This window comes from Neobacillus niacini (assembly GCF_030817695.1).
Classification (GTDB): domain Bacteria; phylum Bacillota; class Bacilli; order Bacillales; family Cytobacillaceae; genus Neobacillus; species Neobacillus niacini_F.
In genome coordinates this window covers 1,037,293-1,060,247 of record NZ_JAUSZQ010000002.1, presented here as the reverse complement: position 1 = coordinate 1,060,247, position 22,955 = coordinate 1,037,293, and the positions used below count along the sequence as shown (strand labels likewise).

Here is a 22,955-nt window from a genome sequence, read left to right as displayed (position 1 = left end):
GTACCCCCTTTTATACTAGTTAGGGACCTAAAATCCCCGAATGCTGTTTACTTCCCTGAATTTCTATTCAACAGGACTGGTAATCCGCTTGGTGTAGGCTTCAAGCCATTCCTCCGATGCCGGTTCGCATACGGTTTTGTCTCCTTTTGGATAGGCCACATATACCATTGGCATTTCTTCTGAGGTGGCAGCGGCAAAGGAGAACTCCACATTGGTGCCGACTCCCCACTGACCACGGTTGTTCATGGCAACCACTGACATGGCTCCTGCTTTTCCGCTTTTCTCTGTCAGATAGCGGGTAAACTGATACACTACACGCTCGGCAGCAGCCTGAGGATGCATGCCCTCTTTCATCAAACGGACCACTTCATAGGATACACAGCCCTTCATCAAATCTTCGCCAAGCCCGGTTGCGGAAGCTCCGCCTATGTTGCTGTCAACGTAGAATCCTGATCCAGATAGCGGGGAATCCCCCACTCTTCCTCGTTTTTTCATAAACAGTCCGCTTGTGGATGTGGCGGATGCCATCTGTCCCATGGAATCAACGGAAACCATCCCGACCGTATCATGGCCGTCATAAGGGCTCAGGTTTTTCTCGCGAATCTCTTTGACCCGTTTTTCCCAAAGTTTTCTTGCCCTTTCCGTCAGCATATTCCTTCTTTCAAAACCATTTTTATGGGCATATTCCTCGGCACCATCTCCCACAAGGAAGGTATTAAACCGTTCTTCACTCAGTCGTCTTGCGATGGACACCGGGTTTTTATAGTCCTTTATCCCAGCTACAGCACCGATTGAAAGTGTATCTCCATCCATAAACGCGGCGTCAAGTTCAACCTCGCAGTTTTCATTCGGAAGCCCGCCATAACCCACTGATTTATAAAGGGGATAATCCTCTACCATCCCTACGGCTGTCTCCACTGCATCACCTGAACTTCCGCCTTCCTTCAGCATGTCACTAGCGGCTTCCACACCTTCTTTCGCCATCCGCCAGGTCGCAATAATACCCCACTTCACCTTCATCCCTCCTTATTTCTCTTCTAATCTTTTATACAAATGAAGCATTTCACCGATTAATGTTTGAGATAGTATGGCATTCATTAAATGATCCTGTGCATGAACCATAATGATTGAGTATTTTGATTTATTCCCTTTTGATTCCTCCACGATCAAACCCGTTTGGGCATTATGCGCCTTTGCTAGTGACGTTTTTGCTTCATTCATAAGATTTTCTGCTTCTTGAAACTTCCCTTCTCTTGCACATTGAAGAGCACTCAACATCATGGATTGGGCATCACCTGCGGATGCGATAATCTCAAATGCCGTTTGTTCGATTTCTACCACTAGCTTCACCTCCTTGATACAAAAAATAGATTGCCTTACTTACTTTTTATTATAATTTTCCATCCTGTTCCTTCTCCAATAAACATTTTCCTATCAAATAGGAAAATGTTTATTGAAGGTAATACGGAAACAAAATGGCAAAAATGCTGAAGACAACAAAATCCCGGCACAAAAGCCGGGATTACTATGCATCATAAGATAAAATTCTTGAGATAAAGTCATTATAATTTTCAGATTTGATTAAGTATTGGACTCCTTCCGGTTTCTCAACGATTTCAATAATATGCTTATATAGTTCATTTAATTTTTTTCTGTCACTTTCCTTAAGGGCAAACATAAACACAAGCTGGACCTTGTTTTTTCCCCACATCATCGGTTTCTGCAGAATCTTTACTGCAATAACCGTCTCATACGCATTCATAACAATCGGATGCGGTATCGCAAGAAGATTCCCAAAAGACGTAGAAGAAATCTTCTCCCTTTCCATCACAAGGTTGACATATTCCTCTGGCGTATACCCCTTTGTAGAGAGCTGATTCCCAAGATATTCAATAACTTCCCATTCATTCTTAAACATGTTGCCCTTAAAGAAAAGATCCTTTCTGAAAAAATAATGAACATCATTCAAAAACCGGGATCGCCCGATATCATTTCCATAAAGATATAAATGTTGATTAATCTTTTCAATATCCTTCTGATCAAGAAATGGTGATACCTCAATCACTTTGATGTCCATTTCATATTCAAACTTAACAGTAGAAAGGATAAGGTCCGGCTCCTGCTTCTGCAGCTTATCCAACTCCATAAAGGAAAATGTTCCAAGAATCTCAATCTTGTCTTGATACACGGAATACAGTTTTGACTTCAACAGCTCACTTGTGGTGTAACCGGTCGGGCAAATGAGGGCAATTTTCCGTTTGATGGTTTGGTTGCCATTAAGACTATCAAAGGCTGCACCGAGATGAAGAGCAATAAATCCAATCTCGTCTTCCTTTATGACTAGTCCCGTTATTTTGTAAAATTCCTTCGAAACAAAAACAGCAAGTTCAAAGATAAATGGATATTTAATTTTTAGCTCATCCAGTAAGGGGTTCCGCAACAAAACATGGCTGTTGACCCTTTCAATCATTCTTTTAGTGTGTAGACATAATCCGATAAAGAGGTTGTCGTCCTCTATAAAGCTGATGCCGAATTCCCTGTTTATTGAAGCAATCAGCGCCTCCGTAAGGCTTGCTATCTGAGGGTCGATGATCCCCTCAAGTTCTTTTTTCTCCTTATATCTATTTTTAATGATGCTTTTCCCTAAGATAAGGTAAGAAATATAGATGATATCTCCTCGAGGGAACTTGACCCCAAACGCATCTTCTAACTGGCCACAAAGCTCTTCAGCCATTTTATATTCCCGCATTCCCAACACCTTGTCCAATTCCACTTCCATATCCAGGATATTTTCACTTTTAATCCTGTCAATGGTAATCGCGATATGGATGACTAGATTGACCACGGCCATTTCATTGAGATGAATGCGATAGTTCTCCACCGCCTGCATGAGCTTTCTTTGAATAAGACCCAAGTCGAGGTGATGGAAGTACCGTTCATATTTGAAAATATTAAAAAAGTTTCTGTTCGTTTCCTTAAATAAAAGCTCACTAAAAAGGGCTCGTTTATCCTTTTCACTTCCTGCCAACGAGATGGATGCTGCCTTCCTTGATAAGCTCAGGTCCCGGTTATTTTCAGAAATCAGCTTCTTAATTTCCTTAAGGTCAAGTTCAATCGTTGCATCACTGACCAGAAGCATTTCCGAAAGTTCATATAGATCTAGCTCCCTGTTCCGAAAGAGGAGGTGTTTCAAGATATAGTTGATCCGCTCTTCAGGAAGAACAGGAATCCCTTCTCCATCATTCGCGACAATCTCCCTGGCTTTAACGTAATCCGATAATTGATAGCCTTTTTTATTTTGAGACACGATCAGGTCCATATTTACTACGGAATTAATATAGGCGATATCGTTTCGTACCGTCCGATCCGATACCCCAAGCTCAGCAGCCAACTCTCCTCCTTTCATCACTGCCTTCTTTTCATAGAGCATTTTTATAATCGTTCGTTGACGGGGATGAAAATTATCCATTTAGAGTCACCTCCAGACAAACCGCGTTGTCGTAAACCATTTTTCATCTATTATATCAGAACCATAGGCATTCCACAGGGACAGTTTCAAGTGATCAATTGATAGTTTTGTGTGCCAACCAATAGGTTCATAGAGTCTAAAAAAACCATAAAGGAGGGCGATGAGGAACATCGTAATATAGCGTATAATTATTTTTTAGTAATAACTTCCTTCTATCTATTTACCTACAATCTTGTTAATGTATTCTCTCCGTTTGTAGGTGAAATCACTGTAAACGTAGGGAGCATTACCATTCGTTAGAATACGTAAAGAAGATCCTCGTGGGATATGAGATGGTAAAGGAAGTTATTAAAGAGATTTCCCATGAACATAAAGGTCGTTATGGGAACCGTCGAGTCACGAAAGAATTATATACACTATTATAATCGCAACGGATGAAGGCAAAATTAAAAGACCTGAGTCCGGCGGAATACCGAACTAAAGTCTTAAAGGTTGCATAAAAATATTTGTCTAACTTTATTGGGTCAGATCAAAATGAGGCAGTTCACTTTATCCATGGATGAATTTCACCTTTTGTCCAGGTTTGAGGTAGGACAGAAGCACGATATCTTCCTCAACAACTCTTCCTACCACATTCACCCGATCATCAGCAGGCAGGTCACACAGGGTGATTTGAACCTCACCACGGTAACGGCCATAACGGTCATTATCTCTAGTAATACTCCCAACAAAACGTTCAGAAGTATTTTCAGGCGCGACAGGATCCACACTTCTTGTATCCATTAATCTTAGGACATCACGGGAAAAATCAGGGCGGAGCTTGAACTCTCCTTCTTGAAACCCTTCAATCCGAATCTCGACACAATTGTCAAGATCAAAATCGATTAATCTCCTAAGAAGCGCCTCACTTACCTCTGGATCACCAATATAGATATCTTTAACTCCATAATGGGATAGCTCCAATGCCGCTAAAAACGGATCCATTTCGCGATGTTCTTCGAGTGTTGGCAGCCCTTCAAACAACGGACCACGTTTTTCCCCATCACCTGGAATATAGGCACTAACAGGAATTCCATACTTTTTAAAAAGTTCATTTTGTCTCTCAAAAAACAAATCAGATAGCCCTGTTTCAACCCTTGGATAAAAATTATGCCAAGCCAAAAGCTGACCCGCTTGTAAACCGCCATCCAGCAGTGCACGAATATCATCCTCAAATAAAATGCTGGCATTCAACGCAAGCTTGAACTCTTGTGCAAGCTTCAAGATCAACTCCGGCTCAAAAAAGTCATCGAGTCTGAGGCCGCTGACCCCAAGTGATTTTAAATCAAACAAGCTATCTAATCCCAAGTGACCAGGGGTTTTTAACGACACATCTGCATACACTTCTATGCCCGCTTCCTTCGCACACTGAAGCAGCGTCATGGCACGACTCGCTAAATCACCAGATTCTTCTGGTATGTGAAGCGAGGTAAACGCCCGCTTCACACCCATATTTCCAGCCATGGCAATTCGTTCTTCTGCTAAAGGATCATTTAGATAGAAGGAGATACCGATCAATCAAATTCACCAGCCATTTCGTCTTTGAAACCGAATAAATACGTGAACAAGAATCCTGCTGCATAGGCGATTAATACCCCAACTAAATAAAGGAGAACTTGACCTGTAACGACAAGGAAGGCAAGTGGTAAACCAGATACACCGATTGCGACTGTTGCGATTCCAAATGCTGCCTGGAACGCACCGCCGACACCAGCACCTAAACATGCTGTAAGGAACGGACGACCTAATGGCAGGGTAACACCGAAGATTAACGGCTCACCGATCCCAAGAATACCTGCTGGCAGACCACCGCCAATCGCTCTTTTTAAGCGAGTTTTCTTTGTTTTAAGGTAGATGGCAAACGCAGCACCTACTTGACCTGCACCACCCATTGCTAAGATTGGTAAAAGCGGGTCATCACCGATTGTATTAATTAACTCTAAGTGAATTGGTGTTAAACCTTGGTGTAAACCAGTTACAACAAGCGGAAGGAATGTTGCACCTAGAACGAAGCCGGCAACAACACCGCCCATATCAAGTAAGGAAGTTAATCCTTTTGTGATAACATCTGAAACGAATCCACCAAGCGGCATAAAAACAAGATAAGTAACAATACCAGTAACCAATAAAGCCACAGTTGGTGTGATGAAAAGATCAAGGCTTGTTGGAACAAACTTACGCACTCGCTGCTCAACTAAAGCAATAAAGATAGCGGCAAACAGAACCCCAATTAAACCACCGCGTCCAGGTAGCAAATCTTCACCAAACAAATGAATACCTGCAACAGCCGGGTTAATAATTAAGATACCGGCAATCGCACCCAGTGCTGGTGAACCGCCAAATTCTTTCGCTGCATTTGTACCAACTAAAATTCCAAGATAACCGAATAATCCGCCGCCGATAACAGACAAGATGGTTGCTAGCTGTGAATCCCCTGCTAACCAGCCTGCTTGGACAATCGCTTTTGTAATCCCTGTAATTAAACCTGATGCCACTAGAGCTGGGATTAATGGAATGAAAATTCCGGCGATTTTACGTAAAAACATCTTAAATGGTGTTGCATTCTTTTTGTTGATTTCTGCCTTTGTGCTTGTTGCCTTTTCTTTTAAATCAATTCCCCCGTCAGCGTCGATCAACTTGCCAAACTCTTCCGTTACTTTGTTTACTTTTCCAGGTCCAAGAATGATTTGAAGCGTTTCTTCCTCCACCACTCCAAGAACTCCGTCTATTTTCTTAAGCGCTGCTTTATTGACAACAGACTCATCCTTCGGTGTTACGCGAAGTCTTGTCATACAGTGTGTGTAGTTGCCAATGTTAGTGGAGCCGCCTAATTGCTCAAGAATCTTTTCAGCTAATATTTTATTTTCTCCAGCCATGAATTTCCCCTACTCTCTGTTGTATTTTTAAACCTGAATCACGTGAATCTATTTCCCCATCTAACAAGGTGTAAATAGTGTTCACATCACCCCCTGCAAGCTTTAATTTCCTTCTTTAATAAACCGAATCGCTTCCCTTGTTTGATCAATGGCTTGAATCGTATGCTCATACTGAACAGTTGCCATGGATAAAAACAAAATATCCATCATGTATAACTGAGCAAGCCGTGATGATGTCGCCGCACTTCGGAAAGGTGCTTCCCCAGAATAAGAGGTAAACAGTTTAATATCTGCTAAAGACGCAACCGAGGACTGTCCATATTTAGTTAGACTAATCGTCTTTACGCCGCGCTCTTTCGCGAGAGCCATCACTTTAACCACCTCAGCGGTTTCCCCTGAATGAGAGATGGCGAATACCACATCATCCTTGCCCGCATTCGCAATCAATGTTGCAACAAGATGTGTATCGGTAAAAGCGGTTGCATTTTTTTGAATCCGCAGGAACTTCTGCTGCGCGTCCTTTGCAATAATATTAGAAGCGCCAATTCCAAAAAAGTGGACATTCTGAGCAGGGAGCAGCGTTTGAACCGCCCGCTCCAATTCCTCATAATTGATAATCTCCTCGGAATCACGGATGCTCTGAATACTATTACTAGTTGTCTTTTGAACGATGGAAAAATAAGATTCACCCGGTTCAATGTCACGATACCCTTGTTCTGCAGGCTTGACTAAATCGCCCGCAATTCTTACCTTTAAATCTTGAAAACCATTTAATCCGAGTGACTTACATAAGCGAATGACCGCAGCCCCGCTCGTTTTCGCTTGAGTCCCGATATCATTAACGGTACTGTTTAAGATACTTCGTGGATTTTCAAGAATATATTGTGCAATTTTTCGCTCGGAAGCCGGAAGCTGATCCAGCATGTTTTGGAGCATTTTTAATCCGCCTGCTGCCACACTTATTACCACCTTTTCATCACAATCATTTTTTCTGGATGGCGATTTTTACATAGCCATTTGCTGCTGCTAATAATTCTTCTGCTTGCGGTTTTGTTGTTTCAGTCATAATCATCACAATCGCTGTTTTAACTTGCAGATCTGAATTTTCTAATGTCTCTAAAGCCACTTCATAGGAAACGCCAGTAATTTTGCGGATAATCCCAATTGCGCGTTCCTTTAACTTTAAGTTACTCACCTTCACATCGACCATTAAATTCTCGTAGGCTTTTCCTAAAAGAATCATCGATGAGGTGGAGATCATGTTCAAAATCATTTTATGGGCTGTCCCTGATTTCAAGCGAGTTGATCCCGTTAGAACCTCTGGACCGACAATGACTTCAATCGCTTGGTCAGCTTCTTTACTAATCGCGGCATTTTTATTACACGAAAGCGCTACGGTATTCGCTCCAATGCTTCGTGCATAGCGAAGGGCGCCAATCACATAAGGCGTTCTTCCACTAGCGGCGATGCCAATCACGGTGTCATTTTCAGTCAGTTCCAATTGCTTTAAGTCATTCACACCAAGTTCAGGGTCATCCTCTGCTCCTTCAACAGCTTTCAAAAAGGCGCCTTCTCCTCCGGCCATCAGACCTACCACCATTTCAGGGTCGGTGCTAAAGGTTGGCGGACATTCAACAGCATCCAGTACACCTAATCTCCCGCTCGTACCGGCACCTAAATAAATCAGGCGGCCGCCGTTTTTAAAGGATTCAAATACAAACTGAACCGCTGCCTCTACTCCTGGTAAAACTTCTTTGACAGCAAGTGCGACCAATTGATCTTGTTCGTTCATGATTCGTAATATATCGGTGGCCTCGGCCGTATCAATCTGCATGGTTTCTTGATTTCGGGACTCGGTCGTTAATAATTCGAGATTTTCTTCGATCATTCCCTTATCCTCCTGTTTGTTTTTTCTAGTTGTAAGCGATTTCCGTAATTTTATTATAACGCCGTTGAAATAATAATTCAATAATTTTATTAAAATTTTAAAATATCGTTTCAAAACCTATTTTAATAGATAACGTCGGATCGCCTGTGCAACCCCTGCTTCTTGATTGCTTCCCGTTACCTGATCGGCAAGCGCCTTTACGTCATCTGGTGCATTTCCCATCGCTATTCCAAGTCCTGCAGCGGTTAGCATCAGCGAATCATTATAATTATCGCCAATCGCAGCCATTTGGGTGATAGGAATTTCGTACTTTTCACTTAGTTTTAAAAGTGAAGAAGCTTTGCTAACTCCTGCTGGTGAAATCTCCAAATTTAAAAAATTGAGACTGCTGCTGACTTCCATTCCGCCAACCTGCTGACCAATCACTTTTGAAAAATCAGCAAGCCTGCCCTCTTCATCAAAAACGGCAATTTTCGTGATATCTGGTTGATTAGCCTTAATATATCGATAAAAATCATCGACGATTTTCACCTGGCACTGCCCCCGAAAATTTTTTATATCCACTCCTCTTCCGCCTGTTTTTTCAAGAGAAGGGATATTATTTTCAATCCAGTTCTTATTCCATTTTGTTTCTTTTGGAACAAGCAATGTATCACCCTCGTAAAAGTGTGCGTAGAAGCCTTCCCCCTCACACAATTCCCAAAAACTCATCAAGTGGTCATGCTCGAATACGGCCTGCTCACTGATCTCGCCATTTTCATCAAGAATAATCGCCCCATTATAAGCGATGATTGGTTCCCCTTTTAGACCTATCGTATTGGCAATCCACCGTGTTGAAAGTGGAGAACGTCCGCTGCAAATAACCACCCTTCCTCCTTGTTCTCGAAAGTCGTGGATCGCTTGAATGTTTTCCCTATCAATTTCTCTTTGTTCATTTAATAAAGTCCCGTCCAAATCGGTTGCTAATAATTTATATGCCAACTTACTCTCCCCTTTGCACTATTTTTTCAATATGTTTATAGTATTTATTAAAATATCATTTTAATCAATGGCAGGTGATGCTGTACATGCTTCAACCAGAACTCGCTGAAAAAATTGTCAAGGAAGTCCAGAGATTAATAGCAGAAGAAATCATTGTCGTGAACACAGAGGGCATCATCATGGCCAGCACCAATCGAGATCGAATAGGTAACTTCCATGAAGGAGCATTCATTACTTCACAACAGAAGAAAAAGCTGATTATTACTGAAAAAGATACCCCACAATTAAAAGGGGTAAAATCCGGAATCAATCTCCCAATTTTCTTTCAGCAACATGTCATTGGCGTCATCGGGATTACCGGTGACCCTGAAACCGTCACCCCCTTTGGTGAAATTATCCGCAAAATGACCGAGCTGTTAATCAGCGAAAATTATTATGGTGAACAGTTTGACTATCATTCCCGGGCGATGGAAACCTTCGTTCTCGAATGGCTCCAGGCAAAAGAACCAAGTTCAGATTTGCTTGAACGTGCTCGAGCACTGACAATAAATCTTGAACTCCGCCGCACCGCAGTCATCATCGAGTTTGAACAAAGAGAGCACCCATTATCCAGGGATGTGTGGTCTTCTATTTTGAATGCCTTTTCTCAAAATAAAAACGATGTGGTCACAAGGTCAGGAAACGAACGAATCATTGTATTAATCGATTGCTCCGAATCCATTAAACCAACGTCCATCAAAAATCGACTAGAATACTTTCTTCTATATATTAAAAATAGCTTTGGGATAACTTCCTATGCCGGCGTTGGTCAATGTGCTGCACCACACAACCTGCACCATTCCTATGCACAGGCCGAAAGAGCGTTAAAACTGGCTAGGCGAAATAGAGGGATTATTTTTGACGAAGAATTAATCATTGAAATGGTTACAGGAGAACTAACGTCAGATATTAAAGCTGAATACATTCAACGGACGATCGCACCGCTTTTAACAGAAAAGGACCTTTTGGAAACCTTAGTAGAACTATTTAAACAAAACCATTCTTTAAAAAATACGGCCCAATCCTTACACATTCATATCAACACACTCCATTACCGTTTAAAAAAAATCGAGGAACTGACACATTTAAACCCAAACAGTATCCATGATTTGTTTTGTCTGTATCTCGCTGTTTTATTTTTAGATGAATAACCAAAATTTGAGCGCAAATATGTTAGTATTTTAGATGTTTCTCCATGGCAGGCTTAGGCCTGTTTTTTTTATACTTTAAGAAGCAAGCAAATAGTACGAATTGGGGGAAATAGCATGCTCTCGAATGAGGTAAAGGAAAAATTGATTTCTATCGTTACTGAAAAAAACTTCGATGATTCTAAGATTGAACGTTTAGTCTATTCCTATGATGCAACACCTAACTTCCAGTCAATGCCGGAAGCGGTGATCAGTCCGCAAAATACAGAGGAAGTATCTGAAATATTGAAGATATGTAATCAATACGGAGTTCCGATTGTTCCACGGGGGTCTGGGACAAACCTTTGTGCGGGAACTTGCCCAACGGAGGGCGGGGTTGTCCTGCTTTTTAAACATATGAACAAAATTCTTGAGATTGACGAAGAAAATCTAACAGTTACGGTTCAGCCTGGTGTGATTACGCTCGATATGATTCATGCGATTGAGGAAAAGGGGCTATTCTATCCACCCGATCCAAGTTCCATGAAAATCTCGACAATCGGCGGCAATATCAATGAAAATTCAGGCGGTTTGCGCGGACTCAAATATGGCGTAACCAGAGATTATGTCATCGGACTGGAAGCCGTTCTGCCAAATGGCGATATTATTCGCACAGGCGGTAAGCTGGCAAAAGATGTGGCCGGTTACGATTTAACTCGTCTATTTGTCGGTTCTGAAGGAACGCTTGGTGTCATTACAGAAGCGACCTTGAAGTTGATTCCAATGCCGGAAACGCGGAAAACGATGCTCGCTCTTTATCAGGATCTTTCCGCTGCTGCTCGTTCTGTTTCAAAAATTATTGCCAATAAAATCATTCCGACCACGCTTGAGTTTTTGGATCAAGCTACTTTAAAGGTAGTCGAAGATTACGCTCAAATCGGACTGCCAACAGATGTTCAAGCGGTTCTGTTAATTGAACAGGACGGTCCGCCTGAAGTAGTGGAGCGCGATATAGCTAAAATCGCAGAGGTATGTAAACAGGAACATGCTGTATCGATTCAAATCGCGGCAACCGAAGAGGAAGCCATGGCGCTTAGAACGGCAAGACGCGCGGCACTTTCGGCAATTGCTCGTTTAGCACCGACAACTATTTTAGAAGACGCAACCGTTCCTCGTTCAGAAATAGCCAATATGGTTAAAGCCATTAATGAAATTACTGAAAAATATCAGTTGACGATTTGTACCTTCGGTCACGCTGGTGACGGCAATCTCCACCCTACCTGTGCAACGGATGCAAGAAATCACGAAGAAATGGAACGCGTCGAAAAGGCATTCGCGGAGATTTTTGAAAAAGCAATTGAATTAGGCGGAACGATAACGGGGGAACACGGAGTCGGCGCGATGAAGGCACCATATCTTGAATGGAAGCTGAAAAAAGAAGGAATCGCTGCCATGATGGGGATTAAACAGGCATTTGATCCGAATAACATCATGAACCCCGGTAAAGTCTTTGCGAAAGACAGCAAGAAACGCGTGGTGATTACAAGATGACAACCTTACTGGAACAAGAAAGAATTCAACAGCAATTTAAAGAGCGGATGAACGAGGATGAGCTCTTAAACTGTATGCGCTGCGGCTTTTGTCTTCCAACCTGCCCAACGTATATCGAATCAGGTTATAAAGAATCCCATTCGCCGCGTGGCAGAATCGCGATGATGAAAGCGGTCGTCGACGGAATCGTTGAACCGGATGAGGATTTTGAACGTTCACTCGAGCTTTGCCTTGGCTGCCGTGCCTGTGAACCGGTCTGCCCTTCTGGCGTTAATTATGGTCATTTATTAGAAGAAGCAAGAGACATTATCAATCAGAACAAGAAACATTCTTTACCTGTTAGAGCCGTTAGAAAAACGGTTTTCGAAGGTTTATTCCCTCACCAAAACCGTATGCGAACAATGGTCGGTTTACTTGGTTTTTATCAGCGTTCTGGGATTCAAACCCTTGCGCGCAAAACAAGATATTTAGGGTTTTTGCCTAACAATTTAGCCACTATGGAAAGAGTGCTTCCGAAAGTTCCAACGATGAAAGAAATGAAAAACCGGCCTGAACATCTTCCAGCATTGACGGAAAAAGTACACAAGGTTGCTTTTTTCAGCGGCTGTTTGATGGATACCATGTTTATGAAAACAAACGACGCTACCATGAAATTATTGCAATTAGCTGGCTGCGAGATTGTAATTCCAAAGCAGCAAACCTGCTGTGGTGCTTTGCACGGGCACAGCGGCGAAAAGGATGCAGCGAAGGAGCTTGCCAAGAAAAATATTACGGCATTCGAAGACTTGGGTGTCGACTTTATTATTACCAATGCCGGCGGCTGCGGCGCCTTGCTTGTTGATTATGATCACCTGTTGAAGGATGACCCAGTTTGGAAAGAACGCGCCGCTCAGTTTAAGTCGAGAATCAAGGATATTTCTGAAATACTCGTAGCGGTTTCTTTTCATAAAAAAGTGAAATTAGAACTTCCTGCTCAGGTGATTACTTACCAGGATTCCTGCCATTTACGAAATGTGATGAAAACTGCTTCTGCACCGCGAACACTGTTGGGTTCGATAAACGGGGTACAGTATCAAGAAATGAAGGAAGCTGACCGCTGCTGTGGGTCTGCGGGAATCTACAATATTGTCGAGTCTGAGATGTCCATGGTTATGCTCGACTATAAAATGGTCCAGGCAAAAGCCACACATGCAACTACAATTGTAACCGCCAACCCTGGCTGCTTACTGCAAATGCAGCTCGGGATCGAACGCGAAGGCTTAGCCGGTAAAATACGTGCTGTTCATATCGTGGATTTGTTGGCAGAAGCGGTGAAATAAACGTTTTTTCATACAGTCTTCCGATATATTAGCGTTATATAGATTATATCAGCGATAAACCGAATATATCTGCGTTGCTAAACGAACCAACAAAAAAAGACGATTCGAGGGGGAGCGAATCGTCTTTTTTGTTGCTGCTCGCTATAGTTTGAATTGATTTGACGGAAGTTTGAACAACATTATAAACGGTTAAAAAGGCTTCCTATTGGTGTGGACAAGGATTCTTTATTCGGTAAAAATCCCTCTCCGGAAGGATTGAGATTTCCTTTAGCCTCATTTCCAAATATTGTGCTATACTTTAGAAAGTTTGTTGATGTGAGAGGGGCTGCCTTTTTGGAACTTTTAGAATCAAAAGCGAATACGAAATCAACTTATATATATTTTTTTATTGTCGGGATTGTCCTGATTGCCTTTAATCTGCGCCCGGCCATTACATCGCTAGGACCGTTAGTAGGGATGATTCAGGAGGATGTGGGACTTGCCCATTGGAGTGCAGGGTTATTGATGAGCTTGCCTTTAGTGGTTTTCGCTTTCATGTCTCCACTCGTTCCCAAAATAGCGAATCGATTGAGTAATGAAGTGACGTTAATTATTGGCTTAACATCCCTTCTAATCGGTATTGGTATCCGGTCCATCCCTATGACCTTTTTCCTTTTCAGCGGGACTCTGTTGGCGGGATTGGGAATTGCAATCGGAAATGTTCTGTTGCCAGCCGTCGTGAAGGACAAGTTTCCGTACAAATTTGGTTTAATGACCAGTGTTTATTCAACATCAATGGGATTAATCGCTTCCTTAGCATCTGGAATCAGTATTCCTTTAGCCATCAATTTAAACCTAGGGTGGCAGGGTGCCCAATTCGTATGGACGATACCTGTCGTAGTGGCAATCGTAGTGTGGCTTCTTCTTCGAAAAAATAACGTAAGGGACGATTCGAGAGGCATTATGCAGAAGCAGGGTTCTGCCACAAAAACAACAATGTGGCGTACTCCCCTTGCCTGGCAAATCGCGATTTTTATGGGATTTCAGTCTTTTTTATTTTACGTAACGATTTCTTGGTTACCTGAGATCTTGCAAAGTCATGGCATAAGTATAGAAACTGCTGGCTGGTTGCTTTCCTTTACCCAGCTAGTTGGATTACCCGCTAGTTTCATCATTCCCGTCCTCGCAGGACGTGCTCAATCACAAGTATGGATTGCATTCATGTTAGGGATGTGTGCCATTGTTGGTTATAGTGGATTACTGTTGGGTTCATCGTATCCGGTTTTAATCGTGAGTATTGCCTTAATCGGATTCGCATTGGGAGGAGCCTTTCCTTTAGCGCTAAGCTATATCGGGCTTCGTGCTCGCAGTGCCCATCAAGCAGCTGAGTTATCTGGAATGACGCAATCAACAGGTTACCTCCTTGCAGCGGTTGGCCCGTTGTTTATTGGCTATTTATATGATATGGCGCATTCTTGGACCCTTCCCATCCTTACCCTAATTGTAGTTTCAGTGGTCATTGTGGTATTTGGAATGTTGTCCGGCCGGAATAGATATGTTTAAGGATAGCAAAAAGACGATTCGCGTGGAATCGTCTTTTTTTGTCATCTCTAATCCGAAGAACATAGCTGCAGTTGTTAAACATGACGATAAAAAACCGAAGGAAAACTCCTTCGGTTTCTAATGAATATAGATTAGTTTTTTAGGTCAATTTCAACCACAGCATCTTCTTCAGTTTCAACTTCGACAGCTTGATCATCAGTCACTGCATCTTCTGAAACCTCTTCAGATTGAACCTCAACATCAGCTTCAACCTCTACTGTTTCTTCAACAGATACTTCTTCTGCTACTGCAAGTACAGCCGAATTAGCAGCCGCATGTGCCTTGGCAGTATCACTTGCTTTTACACTTGCTTGTGCCTTAGCTTTGTTAGCCGCAGACGGGTTTACTTTTTCAACCTCATTTACTTCTGCCTCTTCTTCAACTACTTCAGTTTCTTCTGTTTTAGTTTCAACTACTACTGCTTCTTCATCAGCCGCTACATCTTCTGCAACCTCTTCAGATTCAACTTCATTTTCTACTTCAACAGTTTCTTCAGCAGGTACTTCTTCTGCTACAGTTAGTACAGCTGAATTTACCGCAGCATGTGCTTTAGCAGTATCACTTGCATTTACACTTGCTTGTGCCTTTGCTTTGTTAGCCGCAGACGGGTTTACTTTTTCAACCTCATTTACTTCTGCCTCTTCTTCAACTACTTCAGTTTCTTCTGTTTCAGTTTCAACTACTACTGTTTCCTCATCAGCCACTACTTCTGCTGCAACCTCTTCAGTTTCTACTTTAACAGCTTCTTCAGCAGGTACTTCTGCTGCTACAGCTAGTACAGCTGAATTTACCGCAGCATGTGCTTTAGCAGTATCGCTAGCTTTTACACTAGCTTGTGACTTTACTTTGTTTGCTGCAGATGGGTTTACCTTTTCCTCTTCTTCAACAGCTTCAGCTTCTTCGTCATCTTCATTTTTTACAATTGCGTCTGTTTCAAAATCGATGTTTTCAGAATCTTCATCCTCATCATCTTCTTCTTCATCTTCAATTCTTACAACTGAGTCAGAGTCAGTATCTGTTTCTTCTTCCTCTTCTTTTGCCGCGTCATCCTCATCTTCTGTTTTTACAGTAATATCGTTATCAACGTCAACTGCTTCTTCAGATTCAGAATCAGCAGTGGTATCTGCTTCAGTTACATCCGTTGCAGCTTCGGGTTCAAGTTCAATGACAGGTGTTGTTTCCTCAACTTGTACTTCTTCCTCTACTTCCTCTTCCACAACCACATTTTCAGGGTTTTCTCCCTTTCCATGTACAGCTGAATTTGGTGCTGCATGCAATTGTGCATTTTCGCTTGCATGTACGCTCGCCTGCGACTTACTAGCCTTTTCTTCATAAGGCTTTACTTGTACGCTTACTTCATCCTTTGCCTGTACAACTGGTGCTGCTGGAACAACTGGTTTAACATCCACATTAACCTTTGCGTTAGTGGATTGTTTCACCTGAACCGTTTTTTCAGCTTTAGCTTGATCTGGGCCTGCTGCTGCGGTAAATTGACCTCCAGCAAAAATTCCAAACGATAATGCTCCTGCAAGTATAAAAGATTTAGCAACTTTATTAGGGTTTAAGTAATGTTTCATTATTATTTCGCTCCTTTTATTATCATAATCCGTGGCTTTTAGCTTCGGGTGACATTGGTTAATAAAGGAGCTGCCTGCGGTGGTGGCGAGGGCGGAGCATTCACCCATTGAGTATTCATCAAGGCTTGCCGCGAAAGGTATGGCTGGACAAGTTTGATTTCAAAGTAGTGATTCCATTCAAACCATTTATCCAAAAAGCTTAAATTATTTATCCCATGATTGACCCGATCATTTGATGGACCCCCAGAGCTATTGCTTCTCTGTGTTTGATTCAGTACTTGGTTCACCTTAGGTATCTCTTCCTTGCTAGCAGGATCTTTCTTTGGCTCCTGCACAACGGATCCTGATTTTGTTATGTCTACGTCTTCGCCTTGTAAATAGACAGTATTATCTGCTTTTTCGACTTTAACTTCACTATCAGTATCTTGGATAGAATTTTTAGGATTCAAATTTTCTACTTTATGATTTGCCTGGACAGCCTCTGCTTGTTCGGGGACATTGACCTGAACAACCTTCTCAGCCTTCTTTACCACCGACTTCGCGTTTCCATTTGCCTGCTCTGGCAAACTTTTATCCAACGCAGCCTGATTTGGAGTATTTTGGGCTGGGAGCTGTTTGGCTTGTGCTTGGTTTTCACGAGCATGTTCAGGAATCGTATTGTTCAGCGATTGCGCCTCTTCAGCTTTTGCTGGTACCGCTATTGTTGCAGGTACTGAGGTTGGTGCCGGTTCTGGTATTGAAGCATGCTCCGGTATTGAAGTTGGAGCTTGTCCCTTTTGAGGACGAAGTTCATTCTTCTCAGCAAAAGCATTGTCTGGAAAAACCATCGCCGCACCAACCAGTAGGGCCGCTATAAAATATTGACGGAAGTGCACGATTTCACCCCCTTTCTTCACGGACAAAATTCGAGAAAAATAGTCATTTTTTGTCGTCTTTCCATATAAACGATTCTTTTCACCCAAAGCCCACGAAAAATATGGGTAATTTATAACACACAAAAAAGACGATTCGGGGGAACGAATCGTCTCTTGTACCTACCAGTTAGGCTGCTGCTTTATTTTTTTCAGTATAAGTCTTTGTTGTTTTGCGGATGAATGGAACCACCCAGCGGTCTAAACCATATTTACCTGCGTTGAAACCTGCTGCTAAGATGATGAAGCCTAAGAAAATATCTGTTGGGTTATGAGATACGGTTCCTGCTAAGAAAAAGCTGAAGTTCATCACTAATCCGAAAACAATAGCGGCGGTTGTTAAACATCCAAGCATAAGTCCTAAGCCAATTAAAGTTTCGCCCCAAGGAACGATGAAGTTGAACAAATCAATGTTTGGCAGTGCAAAGCTTTCTAAAAAGTTAACGTACCAGCCGTAAACCATATTGCCATCTGGACCTTTTACCGGATTTGCTACTGCATTTTTCAAATACCCTGAAGCGTCGAATCCACCTGTAATTTTACCTAAACCAGCTGTGAACCAAGCATATCCAAGGTATAAACGAATTACGGTTAAAATAGCTGCTGAGATTTTATTTTCTCTTAAAAATTTGTTAAACATAAGTCATTCCGCCTTTCAAAATTTACTTATTCTTTATACTTACACTATATTGGATTTTGCTAGTTAGTAACATGGGTATAGTGGTAAGTTCACAGTTTGTTTGAAATGTTATGACGGAATGTTGAACAGCTGATAAAAATGTTATTTTCTAAGCCGCCTCAATCTTAATCTGCTAATCTTTCCAATCCTCTGCTAATGGCGGCTATAGTTGGACCTCATACAAAAATTGTTGCAATTTAGACGTTATTACAAAATAACTTATTTTTTGTCGAAATCATGTCAAATTAGAGGGTGTTTACAGCAGCAAGATATATCAATATCATTTACCCTTTTCTCAATTTTCCTACTATTTAAATCACTGTTCACAGCTAAGATATTCTATGTTACTATCGGAAAGGCTTTGGAAAAATGCTAACCATCATAATATTCAAGCACTTGGAAATCAAGTCATCGCACCTTCCAAACCACAGTACAAAAAAACATACGAGGTGTATGATGAAAACAATCAAATTGACCCAAAACGAAAACAAGGAACTTTTAATGGACATCGTGGAGTTAAAAATAAAACTAAGTGAATTATTTAACCAAACTGGTCCTAATACTTCCGAATATATAAGTCTATCAATCAAACTCGATTGCCTGATGAATGAATACTTTAACGAGAAAATAGAACAACTAATCTAACAGGTGAGAGACCAGCAAAAATTTGCTGGTCTCTTTTATTTCTAACAGATTTCTCATCTCGGTCACTCCAGCTTGAATTTATTTTTTCGGACCATGTCCTTTTGGCCTACTTTTCTATATATAAAGGGTGAAAGGAGGTGATCGACAATGGCACAGGCAGTGGTAACATCGTCTAAATTACGTTTGGTGTTTCAAGTAGGCATGGATGACGAAGGAAAACCCATTTTAAAAGCGAAGACACTTAGTAACATCCAGAAATCCGCGACTGCTGATCAACTTTTCCAAGCAGCACAAGCATTGATTGGCTTGTCCAACGATACTCTCAGTAACATTGAGAGAGTCGACAATGCAGATTTACTAGCTTAATGGAAAAATAAATCGTGATAGGAGGTGAATGAAATGGCTAAAACATTAGAGTTGGAGTTTACTACCGAGTTTGGTAAATCGGCACGGTTATCAATCGATAACCCTAAGGAACCGATTGACGGATCTGTGGTAAAGGCCGCGATGGAAGAAATGATCGCCTCAGGAGTTTTCACATCTACAAATGGTAATTTTGCTGCTGTAAAAGGAGCCCGCGTGATTGACCGCAATGTAACAGAATATGAAATCATTTAATAGCGTAGAAGGAGGCCGGTTCCAATGGAAGCCGGTCTTTTATTAAAGAAAGGAGTGAAATCTCGTGGAGCAAATGATACCTCTCATCAGTGAGGTAGGATTCCCAATCGTTGTGACCCTCTATTTGCTATATCGGATTGAGTCGAAGCTAGATATGGTAGTCCAATCGATTCAAAATCTTCCCGAACGCATGAAGGCGTAGAAGCTTAAAGGTAGATGTCACTGCCAAATTAATAGAACCTTAAACCTTTGTTCATAGTTTGTTCATATTTTGGGGGTAAGATAAGTACATGAAGAGGACAAACTTTTTTCTCTCTCTTCCATAACCCCCTTTTATAAGATTTCTTTTTGGATTCGGCAACTGGCCGGATCCCTTTTTTTAGGCTCTTTTTTCTCTGTTTAAAAAAGGATTTTGTTATGCTGGGTGAGAATTGTAAACTCTGCAGAAAAATATTAAAGAGGTTTTTGATGGGGATGTCTTATTAAAAATATCTCAATATCATTTGAAGTAAGTCGAAAAAACACCTTGTATGGATCAGATTTTCCTAAAGATATTAAAAACATACGTAAATCAACAGGGTACTTTCTAATAATCACTGTTCTACCTGGAATATGAATGGTGAAGTCTTTGTTTTGGAAGTAACTCTCGATTGATAACCTAAGTAATGAGGCAATTGGGGGCAAATCAACTGTAAATCTCCATCTATCAAGCTCAATTAATGATTGAATCGCTGACTTTCTCCACAGTACTTTCATATTTTATCATTCAACATTCTGTTGATTTCCTCTTCTGATAGTACAGGATTATCACTTTTCAAAGCCTCTAATAATTTTTGTTCCTCTTCCGGGTCAACTACTTCGTATACATTGGGTTCATTTATTTGCTCAACTTCAAATAAAATAAATTTTCGATCACCGACTTGAAAATAGGACTCACCTGAATAAACTGCCCTTTTAAACTCTTCATCTTCCACTTTAATTGGTTTCATATTCATAGCCCTCCTTATTTTAGATTACCAATATTGTACCATTTTTTAACCATATTGAAAAATTAATTCATTGAATTCATTTGCGTATGGATTTAAATTGAGAATAAATTTTCTAATTTCCTTCCCTTTCTTCACCGTAGCAGCGATATGTACTTATCTATCATTTTTGGGACTCAAGTAATATTAAAAGCAGTGAACATTCACTGCTTTTGCCTTGCTATTCAAATACCTTGATGGAAGGCGCCTGGTAGTTTAAAAATTTATCAAGTAATGCTGCTGGCTCTTCCTCAATAATCGCCATCTTTCGGAACTTTTCTTGCAAAAACTTTTGGTCAATCATATGATTAAACAGGCTGATTAATGGGTCGTAATAATGGTTAATATTGAGAAGACCGCACGGCTTTTTATGCAAGCCAATCTGACCCCAGGTAAATACCTCAAAAAACTCTTCAAGAGTCCCGGTTCCCCCAGGTAAAACCACAAAACCATCAACCAAATCTGCCATTTTTGCTTTTCGTTCATGCATGGTTTCAACGGTTATTAACTCCGTTAACCCTTTATGAGAAATCTCTCGTTCCTCCAGTAACTTCGGTATCACCCCAATGGCTTGGCCGCCCTCTTCTAACACCGTATCCGCGACAGCTCCCATCAAACCGATACTTGAACCGCCGTAAACTAAGGTAATATTCCGCTTTGCCAGTTCTTTCCCCAAATGAATAGCTCCTGTTTTATATGCCTCAGAAGCACCCAAACTTGAACCGCAATAAACTGCCACTCGTTTCATGTTGCTGCCTCCCTAAAGGTAAGTTTTAATATAATTATAGTGAATGCTGGAAAAGAAGACAAAAAACAGGAAGAATGAATTTCCTGCTTTTTAAGAAAAACCGCGCTCCTGCAGGGTATAAATGTAATTATGGAACCGGCAATCAACGCCCATTCTTATGGAATCTTTATTCGTAAACTCCTTCCCATTACTACACCTCCCTTTTTTAAAATCTTATGAAGTTCGTTACCTTATATGTTATGTCCCAAGAATAAACATATAAAACACACAAAAGGTTTTTGACTAATGTTAACGTTTTTCGAACACGATTCTCAAACGTTTTGTTTACCGTTCAAGGTTGTGATTAAGCTTGAATTTGTAATATGATAGAGTTAGAGATACCATGATATTCCATATGTAAAAACGGAGACACAAAAGCAGTCCTCAAGTTTTAACAAACTACTGATTAAATGGAGGGAAAAGTATGTATCCAAATATTTTAAGACACCCAGGTCCAACCCCAATACCGAAAAAGGTTCAGCTGGCTATGAACCAGGACATGATTAGTCATCGAACAGGAGAGTTTGTACAGTTATATCAAGAAACAACCAATCGCGTGAAACCCATTTTCGGAACCCAACAAGATATCCTGCTTCTGCCATCTGGCGGTACCGCAGCATTAGAAGCGGCAGCTGTAAACACGGTTTCCCCTGGTGAAGAAGTCGTGGTAATCACTGTCGGCGCCTTTGGCAATTATTTCGTGTCTATTTGTGAAAGATACGGATTTAAAGTACATAAACTTGAAAAAAGTTGGGGCGAAGCATGCACGGCGGAAGACCTTACTCAGTTTCTTAAACCTCTATCGAATATAAAGGCCGTTTTTGCAACCTATAATGAGACTTCGACAGGAATCCTAAACCCTATTGAAAAATTAGCAGAGGTTGTTCGTACTCAAACCGACGCTCTGTTTATTGTTGATGGAGTGAGCTGCCTCGGCGGAGCTCCTGCTGAAATGGACCAGTGGGGAATTGATATCTTAGTAACTGGTTCACAAAAAGCAATGATGCTCCCTCCTGGACTTGCGCTTTTAGCCGTCAGCGAAAGGGCATGGAAAGTAATCGAGGAAACAAATAAACCTGCTTATTACTTAGATTTACTAAGCTATCGTGAGTGGGCTTCGAAAGGCATGACGCCTAACACCCCTGCCATCTCATTGATTATGGGACTTTCTGCTGTCTGTGATTTGATTGAGGAGGAAGGTGGATTTGCACAAACCGTTGCTAGACATGAACGACTGAAGAATATGGTTCGCGAAGCCATGAGAGCCCTTTCAATTGAACTACTTACATCCGATGAGTATGCGTCACCAACCATTACCGCGATATGTGCTCCAGAAGGGATAGAAGTATCCTCATTTATAGGGCATTTAAAGGAAAAGTATCACCTTGATTTTGCTGGAGGACTTGGTCACCTCCAAGGCAAGATATTCCGATTTGGGCATATGGGCTATTGCTTCCCAAGTGATATCCTTCAAGCTGTTTCACTGATCGAAGCTGGATTAAAAGATTTCTCGTATAGCTTTGAGGCAGGGGCAGGGGTGGCTGCGGCACAAAACGTTTTCTTAACTTCTCTGCAGAAATAATAATACTTTTTCGAGGCATAGTCTTATTGGATTGTGCCTCTTCCCTTTTATAGGACTCCTGTGCATTGACCCTATTGCCTTATTCTCATGCTCTTGGGTCACTCCATCCTCTCCGCTTTGACCAAATACTTTTTTCTTAACGAAATTTCAACGAACTAAATGAACCATGGATACCGCCATTAGGTGGTATCCTTTCAGATATTCCTCATTAAAAGACATCATTCTACTCATTTCTCTACTATATCCTACTAACCAAACGAT

At 41.4% G+C, this 22,955-nt stretch carries 24 protein-coding genes and 1 pseudogene; 11 read left to right on the top strand and 14 right to left on the bottom strand.

What is annotated here, in order from left to right; all coding sequences use genetic code 11:
• Positions 1-63: 63 nt before the first annotated feature.
• The 3 genes from QFZ28_RS05480 to QFZ28_RS05470 all read right to left on the bottom strand — a co-directional run bounded on the left by QFZ28_RS05480 (position 64) and on the right by QFZ28_RS05470 (position 3,469).
• Positions 64-1,014, bottom strand: coding sequence for a N(4)-(beta-N-acetylglucosaminyl)-L-asparaginase (locus tag QFZ28_RS05480; RefSeq protein ID WP_307193708.1), 951 nt, complete (start codon positions 1,012-1,014; stop codon positions 64-66).
• 12 nt (positions 1,015-1,026) lie between these two features.
• Positions 1,027-1,341, bottom strand: coding sequence for a PTS lactose/cellobiose transporter subunit IIA (locus tag QFZ28_RS05475; protein ID WP_307193707.1), 315 nt, complete (start codon positions 1,339-1,341; stop codon positions 1,027-1,029).
• Between the two features lie 184 nt (positions 1,342-1,525).
• On the bottom strand, positions 1,526-3,469 hold the full coding sequence (locus QFZ28_RS05470; protein ID WP_307193706.1) for a BglG family transcription antiterminator: 1,944 nt from the start codon (positions 3,467-3,469) through the stop codon (positions 1,526-1,528).
• Between the two features lie 332 nt (positions 3,470-3,801).
• Here QFZ28_RS05470 and QFZ28_RS29695 point away from each other — a divergent pair, with 332 nt between their 5' ends.
• Complete coding sequence (locus QFZ28_RS29695) at positions 3,802-3,894, top strand: IS3 family transposase (RefSeq protein ID WP_373428118.1); 93 nt, start codon at positions 3,802-3,804, stop codon at positions 3,892-3,894.
• 6 nt (positions 3,895-3,900) lie between these two features.
• Positions 3,901-3,969 (top strand): annotated as a pseudogene (locus tag QFZ28_RS29690) (hypothetical protein); the annotation flags it as partial.
• 49 nt (positions 3,970-4,018) lie between these two features.
• Here the strand turns inward: QFZ28_RS29690 and QFZ28_RS05465 are convergent.
• The 5 genes from QFZ28_RS05465 to QFZ28_RS05445 all read right to left on the bottom strand — a co-directional run bounded on the left by QFZ28_RS05465 (position 4,019) and on the right by QFZ28_RS05445 (position 9,253).
• Positions 4,019-5,026 carry a MupG family TIM beta-alpha barrel fold protein gene (locus QFZ28_RS05465; RefSeq protein ID WP_307193705.1) on the bottom strand — a complete coding sequence of 336 codons (1,008 nt, stop codon included), beginning with the start codon at positions 5,024-5,026 and terminating at the stop codon, positions 4,019-4,021.
• On the bottom strand, positions 5,023-6,384 hold the full coding sequence (locus tag QFZ28_RS05460) for a PTS transporter subunit EIIC (protein WP_307193704.1): 1,362 nt from the start codon (positions 6,382-6,384) through the stop codon (positions 5,023-5,025). Before QFZ28_RS05460 ends, QFZ28_RS05465 begins: the two co-directional genes overlap by 4 nt.
• Before the next feature lie 102 nt (positions 6,385-6,486).
• Positions 6,487-7,341 carry a MurR/RpiR family transcriptional regulator gene (locus QFZ28_RS05455; RefSeq protein ID WP_307193703.1) on the bottom strand — a complete coding sequence of 285 codons (855 nt, stop codon included), beginning with the start codon at positions 7,339-7,341 and terminating at the stop codon, positions 6,487-6,489.
• A gap of 25 nt (positions 7,342-7,366) precedes the next feature.
• Complete coding sequence (gene murQ / locus QFZ28_RS05450) at positions 7,367-8,272, bottom strand: N-acetylmuramic acid 6-phosphate etherase (RefSeq protein ID WP_307193702.1); 906 nt, start codon at positions 8,270-8,272, stop codon at positions 7,367-7,369.
• Between the two features lie 117 nt (positions 8,273-8,389).
• Positions 8,390-9,253 carry a Cof-type HAD-IIB family hydrolase gene (locus QFZ28_RS05445; protein WP_307193701.1) on the bottom strand — a complete coding sequence of 288 codons (864 nt, stop codon included), beginning with the start codon at positions 9,251-9,253 and terminating at the stop codon, positions 8,390-8,392.
• An 86-nt stretch (positions 9,254-9,339) separates the two neighbouring features.
• On the opposite strand from QFZ28_RS05445, the gene QFZ28_RS05440 reads away from it, so the two are divergent.
• From QFZ28_RS05440 to QFZ28_RS05425, 4 genes are all read left to right on the top strand, one after another.
• The gene (locus QFZ28_RS05440; RefSeq protein ID WP_307193700.1) at positions 9,340-10,443 is read left to right on the top strand and encodes a CdaR family transcriptional regulator; all 1,104 of its coding nucleotides are present in this window, start codon (positions 9,340-9,342) and stop codon (positions 10,441-10,443) included.
• A 114-nt stretch (positions 10,444-10,557) separates the two neighbouring features.
• Positions 10,558-11,970, top strand: coding sequence for a glycolate oxidase subunit GlcD (glcD, locus tag QFZ28_RS05435; protein ID WP_307193699.1), 1,413 nt, complete (start codon positions 10,558-10,560; stop codon positions 11,968-11,970).
• Entirely contained in the window at positions 11,967-13,289 is a 1,323-nt protein-coding gene (locus QFZ28_RS05430; RefSeq protein WP_307193698.1) for a (Fe-S)-binding protein, read from the top strand. The genes glcD and QFZ28_RS05430 overlap by 4 nt, the downstream gene beginning before the upstream one ends.
• Positions 13,290-13,622: 333 nt before the next feature.
• The gene (locus tag QFZ28_RS05425; protein ID WP_307193697.1) at positions 13,623-14,831 is read left to right on the top strand and encodes a CynX/NimT family MFS transporter; all 1,209 of its coding nucleotides are present in this window, start codon (positions 13,623-13,625) and stop codon (positions 14,829-14,831) included.
• 131 nt (positions 14,832-14,962) lie between these two features.
• Here the strand turns inward: QFZ28_RS05425 and QFZ28_RS05420 are convergent, their stop codons facing one another.
• From QFZ28_RS05420 to QFZ28_RS05410, 3 genes are all read right to left on the bottom strand, one after another.
• On the bottom strand, positions 14,963-16,447 hold the full coding sequence (locus QFZ28_RS05420) for a hypothetical protein (protein ID WP_307193696.1): 1,485 nt from the start codon (positions 16,445-16,447) through the stop codon (positions 14,963-14,965).
• Between the two features lie 38 nt (positions 16,448-16,485).
• On the bottom strand, positions 16,486-17,409 hold the full coding sequence (locus QFZ28_RS05415) for a hypothetical protein (RefSeq protein ID WP_307193695.1): 924 nt from the start codon (positions 17,407-17,409) through the stop codon (positions 16,486-16,488).
• Positions 17,410-17,488: 79 nt separating this feature from the next.
• Positions 17,489-17,998, bottom strand: a complete 510-nt coding sequence (locus QFZ28_RS05410; protein ID WP_307193694.1) for a DoxX family protein — start codon at positions 17,996-17,998, stop codon at positions 17,489-17,491.
• Between the two features lie 495 nt (positions 17,999-18,493).
• On the opposite strand from QFZ28_RS05410, the gene QFZ28_RS05405 reads away from it, so the two are divergent.
• The 4 genes from QFZ28_RS05405 to QFZ28_RS05390 all read left to right on the top strand — a co-directional run bounded on the left by QFZ28_RS05405 (position 18,494) and on the right by QFZ28_RS05390 (position 19,502).
• Positions 18,494-18,682 (top strand): Spo0E family sporulation regulatory protein-aspartic acid phosphatase, encoded by a 189-nt coding sequence (locus QFZ28_RS05405; protein ID WP_307193693.1) that lies wholly within the window; start codon positions 18,494-18,496, stop codon positions 18,680-18,682.
• Between the two features lie 147 nt (positions 18,683-18,829).
• Positions 18,830-19,048: a DUF1659 domain-containing protein gene (locus QFZ28_RS05400; protein ID WP_307193692.1), complete on the top strand. Its 219-nt coding sequence runs from the start codon at positions 18,830-18,832 to the stop codon at positions 19,046-19,048.
• A 33-nt stretch (positions 19,049-19,081) separates the two neighbouring features.
• Positions 19,082-19,300 (top strand): DUF2922 domain-containing protein, encoded by a 219-nt coding sequence (locus QFZ28_RS05395; RefSeq protein WP_307193691.1) that lies wholly within the window; start codon positions 19,082-19,084, stop codon positions 19,298-19,300.
• A gap of 64 nt (positions 19,301-19,364) precedes the next feature.
• A complete protein-coding gene (locus QFZ28_RS05390; RefSeq protein WP_034673739.1) occupies positions 19,365-19,502 on the top strand; it encodes a YvrJ family protein in 138 nt (45 codons plus the stop codon).
• A gap of 251 nt (positions 19,503-19,753) precedes the next feature.
• Here QFZ28_RS05390 and QFZ28_RS05385 read toward each other — a convergent pair whose 3' ends face one another.
• From QFZ28_RS05385 to QFZ28_RS05375, 3 genes are all read right to left on the bottom strand, one after another.
• Positions 19,754-20,056 carry a hypothetical protein gene (locus QFZ28_RS05385; protein WP_307193690.1) on the bottom strand — a complete coding sequence of 101 codons (303 nt, stop codon included), beginning with the start codon at positions 20,054-20,056 and terminating at the stop codon, positions 19,754-19,756.
• On the bottom strand, positions 20,053-20,289 hold the full coding sequence (locus QFZ28_RS05380; protein ID WP_307193689.1) for a hypothetical protein: 237 nt from the start codon (positions 20,287-20,289) through the stop codon (positions 20,053-20,055). Before QFZ28_RS05380 ends, QFZ28_RS05385 begins: the two co-directional genes overlap by 4 nt.
• A gap of 217 nt (positions 20,290-20,506) precedes the next feature.
• Positions 20,507-21,073, bottom strand: a complete 567-nt coding sequence (locus tag QFZ28_RS05375) for an LOG family protein (RefSeq protein WP_307193688.1) — start codon at positions 21,071-21,073, stop codon at positions 20,507-20,509.
• Between the two features lie 463 nt (positions 21,074-21,536).
• Between QFZ28_RS05375 and QFZ28_RS05370 the strand changes: the two genes are divergently transcribed.
• The gene (locus tag QFZ28_RS05370) at positions 21,537-22,694 is read left to right on the top strand and encodes a pyridoxal-phosphate-dependent aminotransferase family protein (protein ID WP_307193687.1); all 1,158 of its coding nucleotides are present in this window, start codon (positions 21,537-21,539) and stop codon (positions 22,692-22,694) included.
• Positions 22,695-22,955 lie beyond the last annotated feature (261 nt).

Excerpts from the sequence above, each read along its gene's own strand:
- QFZ28_RS05470 (WP_307193706.1), bottom strand. The coding sequence starts at position 3,469 with ATGGATAATTTTCATCCCCGTCAACGAACGATTATAAAAATGCTCTAT.
- QFZ28_RS29695 (WP_373428118.1), top strand. The coding sequence starts at position 3,802 with ATGGTAAAGGAAGTTATTAAAGAGATTTCCCATGAACATAAAGGTCGT.
- QFZ28_RS05460 (WP_307193704.1), bottom strand. The coding sequence starts at position 6,384 with ATGGCTGGAGAAAATAAAATATTAGCTGAAAAGATTCTTGAGCAATTA.
- murQ (WP_307193702.1), bottom strand. The coding sequence starts at position 8,272 with ATGATCGAAGAAAATCTCGAATTATTAACGACCGAGTCCCGAAATCAA.
- QFZ28_RS05440 (WP_307193700.1), top strand. The coding sequence starts at position 9,340 with ATGCTTCAACCAGAACTCGCTGAAAAAATTGTCAAGGAAGTCCAGAGA.
- glcD (WP_307193699.1), top strand. The coding sequence starts at position 10,558 with ATGCTCTCGAATGAGGTAAAGGAAAAATTGATTTCTATCGTTACTGAA.
- QFZ28_RS05430 (WP_307193698.1), top strand. The coding sequence starts at position 11,967 with ATGACAACCTTACTGGAACAAGAAAGAATTCAACAGCAATTTAAAGAG.
- QFZ28_RS05420 (WP_307193696.1), bottom strand. The coding sequence starts at position 16,447 with ATGAAACATTACTTAAACCCTAATAAAGTTGCTAAATCTTTTATACTT.
- QFZ28_RS05410 (WP_307193694.1), bottom strand. The coding sequence starts at position 17,998 with ATGTTTAACAAATTTTTAAGAGAAAATAAAATCTCAGCAGCTATTTTA.
- QFZ28_RS05405 (WP_307193693.1), top strand. The coding sequence starts at position 18,494 with ATGAAAACAATCAAATTGACCCAAAACGAAAACAAGGAACTTTTAATG.
- QFZ28_RS05400 (WP_307193692.1), top strand. The coding sequence starts at position 18,830 with ATGGCACAGGCAGTGGTAACATCGTCTAAATTACGTTTGGTGTTTCAA.
- QFZ28_RS05395 (WP_307193691.1), top strand. The coding sequence starts at position 19,082 with ATGGCTAAAACATTAGAGTTGGAGTTTACTACCGAGTTTGGTAAATCG.
- QFZ28_RS05385 (WP_307193690.1), bottom strand. The coding sequence starts at position 20,056 with ATGAAAGTACTGTGGAGAAAGTCAGCGATTCAATCATTAATTGAGCTT.
- QFZ28_RS05380 (WP_307193689.1), bottom strand. The coding sequence starts at position 20,289 with ATGAAACCAATTAAAGTGGAAGATGAAGAGTTTAAAAGGGCAGTTTAT.
- QFZ28_RS05375 (WP_307193688.1), bottom strand. The coding sequence starts at position 21,073 with ATGAAACGAGTGGCAGTTTATTGCGGTTCAAGTTTGGGTGCTTCTGAG.
- QFZ28_RS05370 (WP_307193687.1), top strand. The coding sequence starts at position 21,537 with ATGTATCCAAATATTTTAAGACACCCAGGTCCAACCCCAATACCGAAA.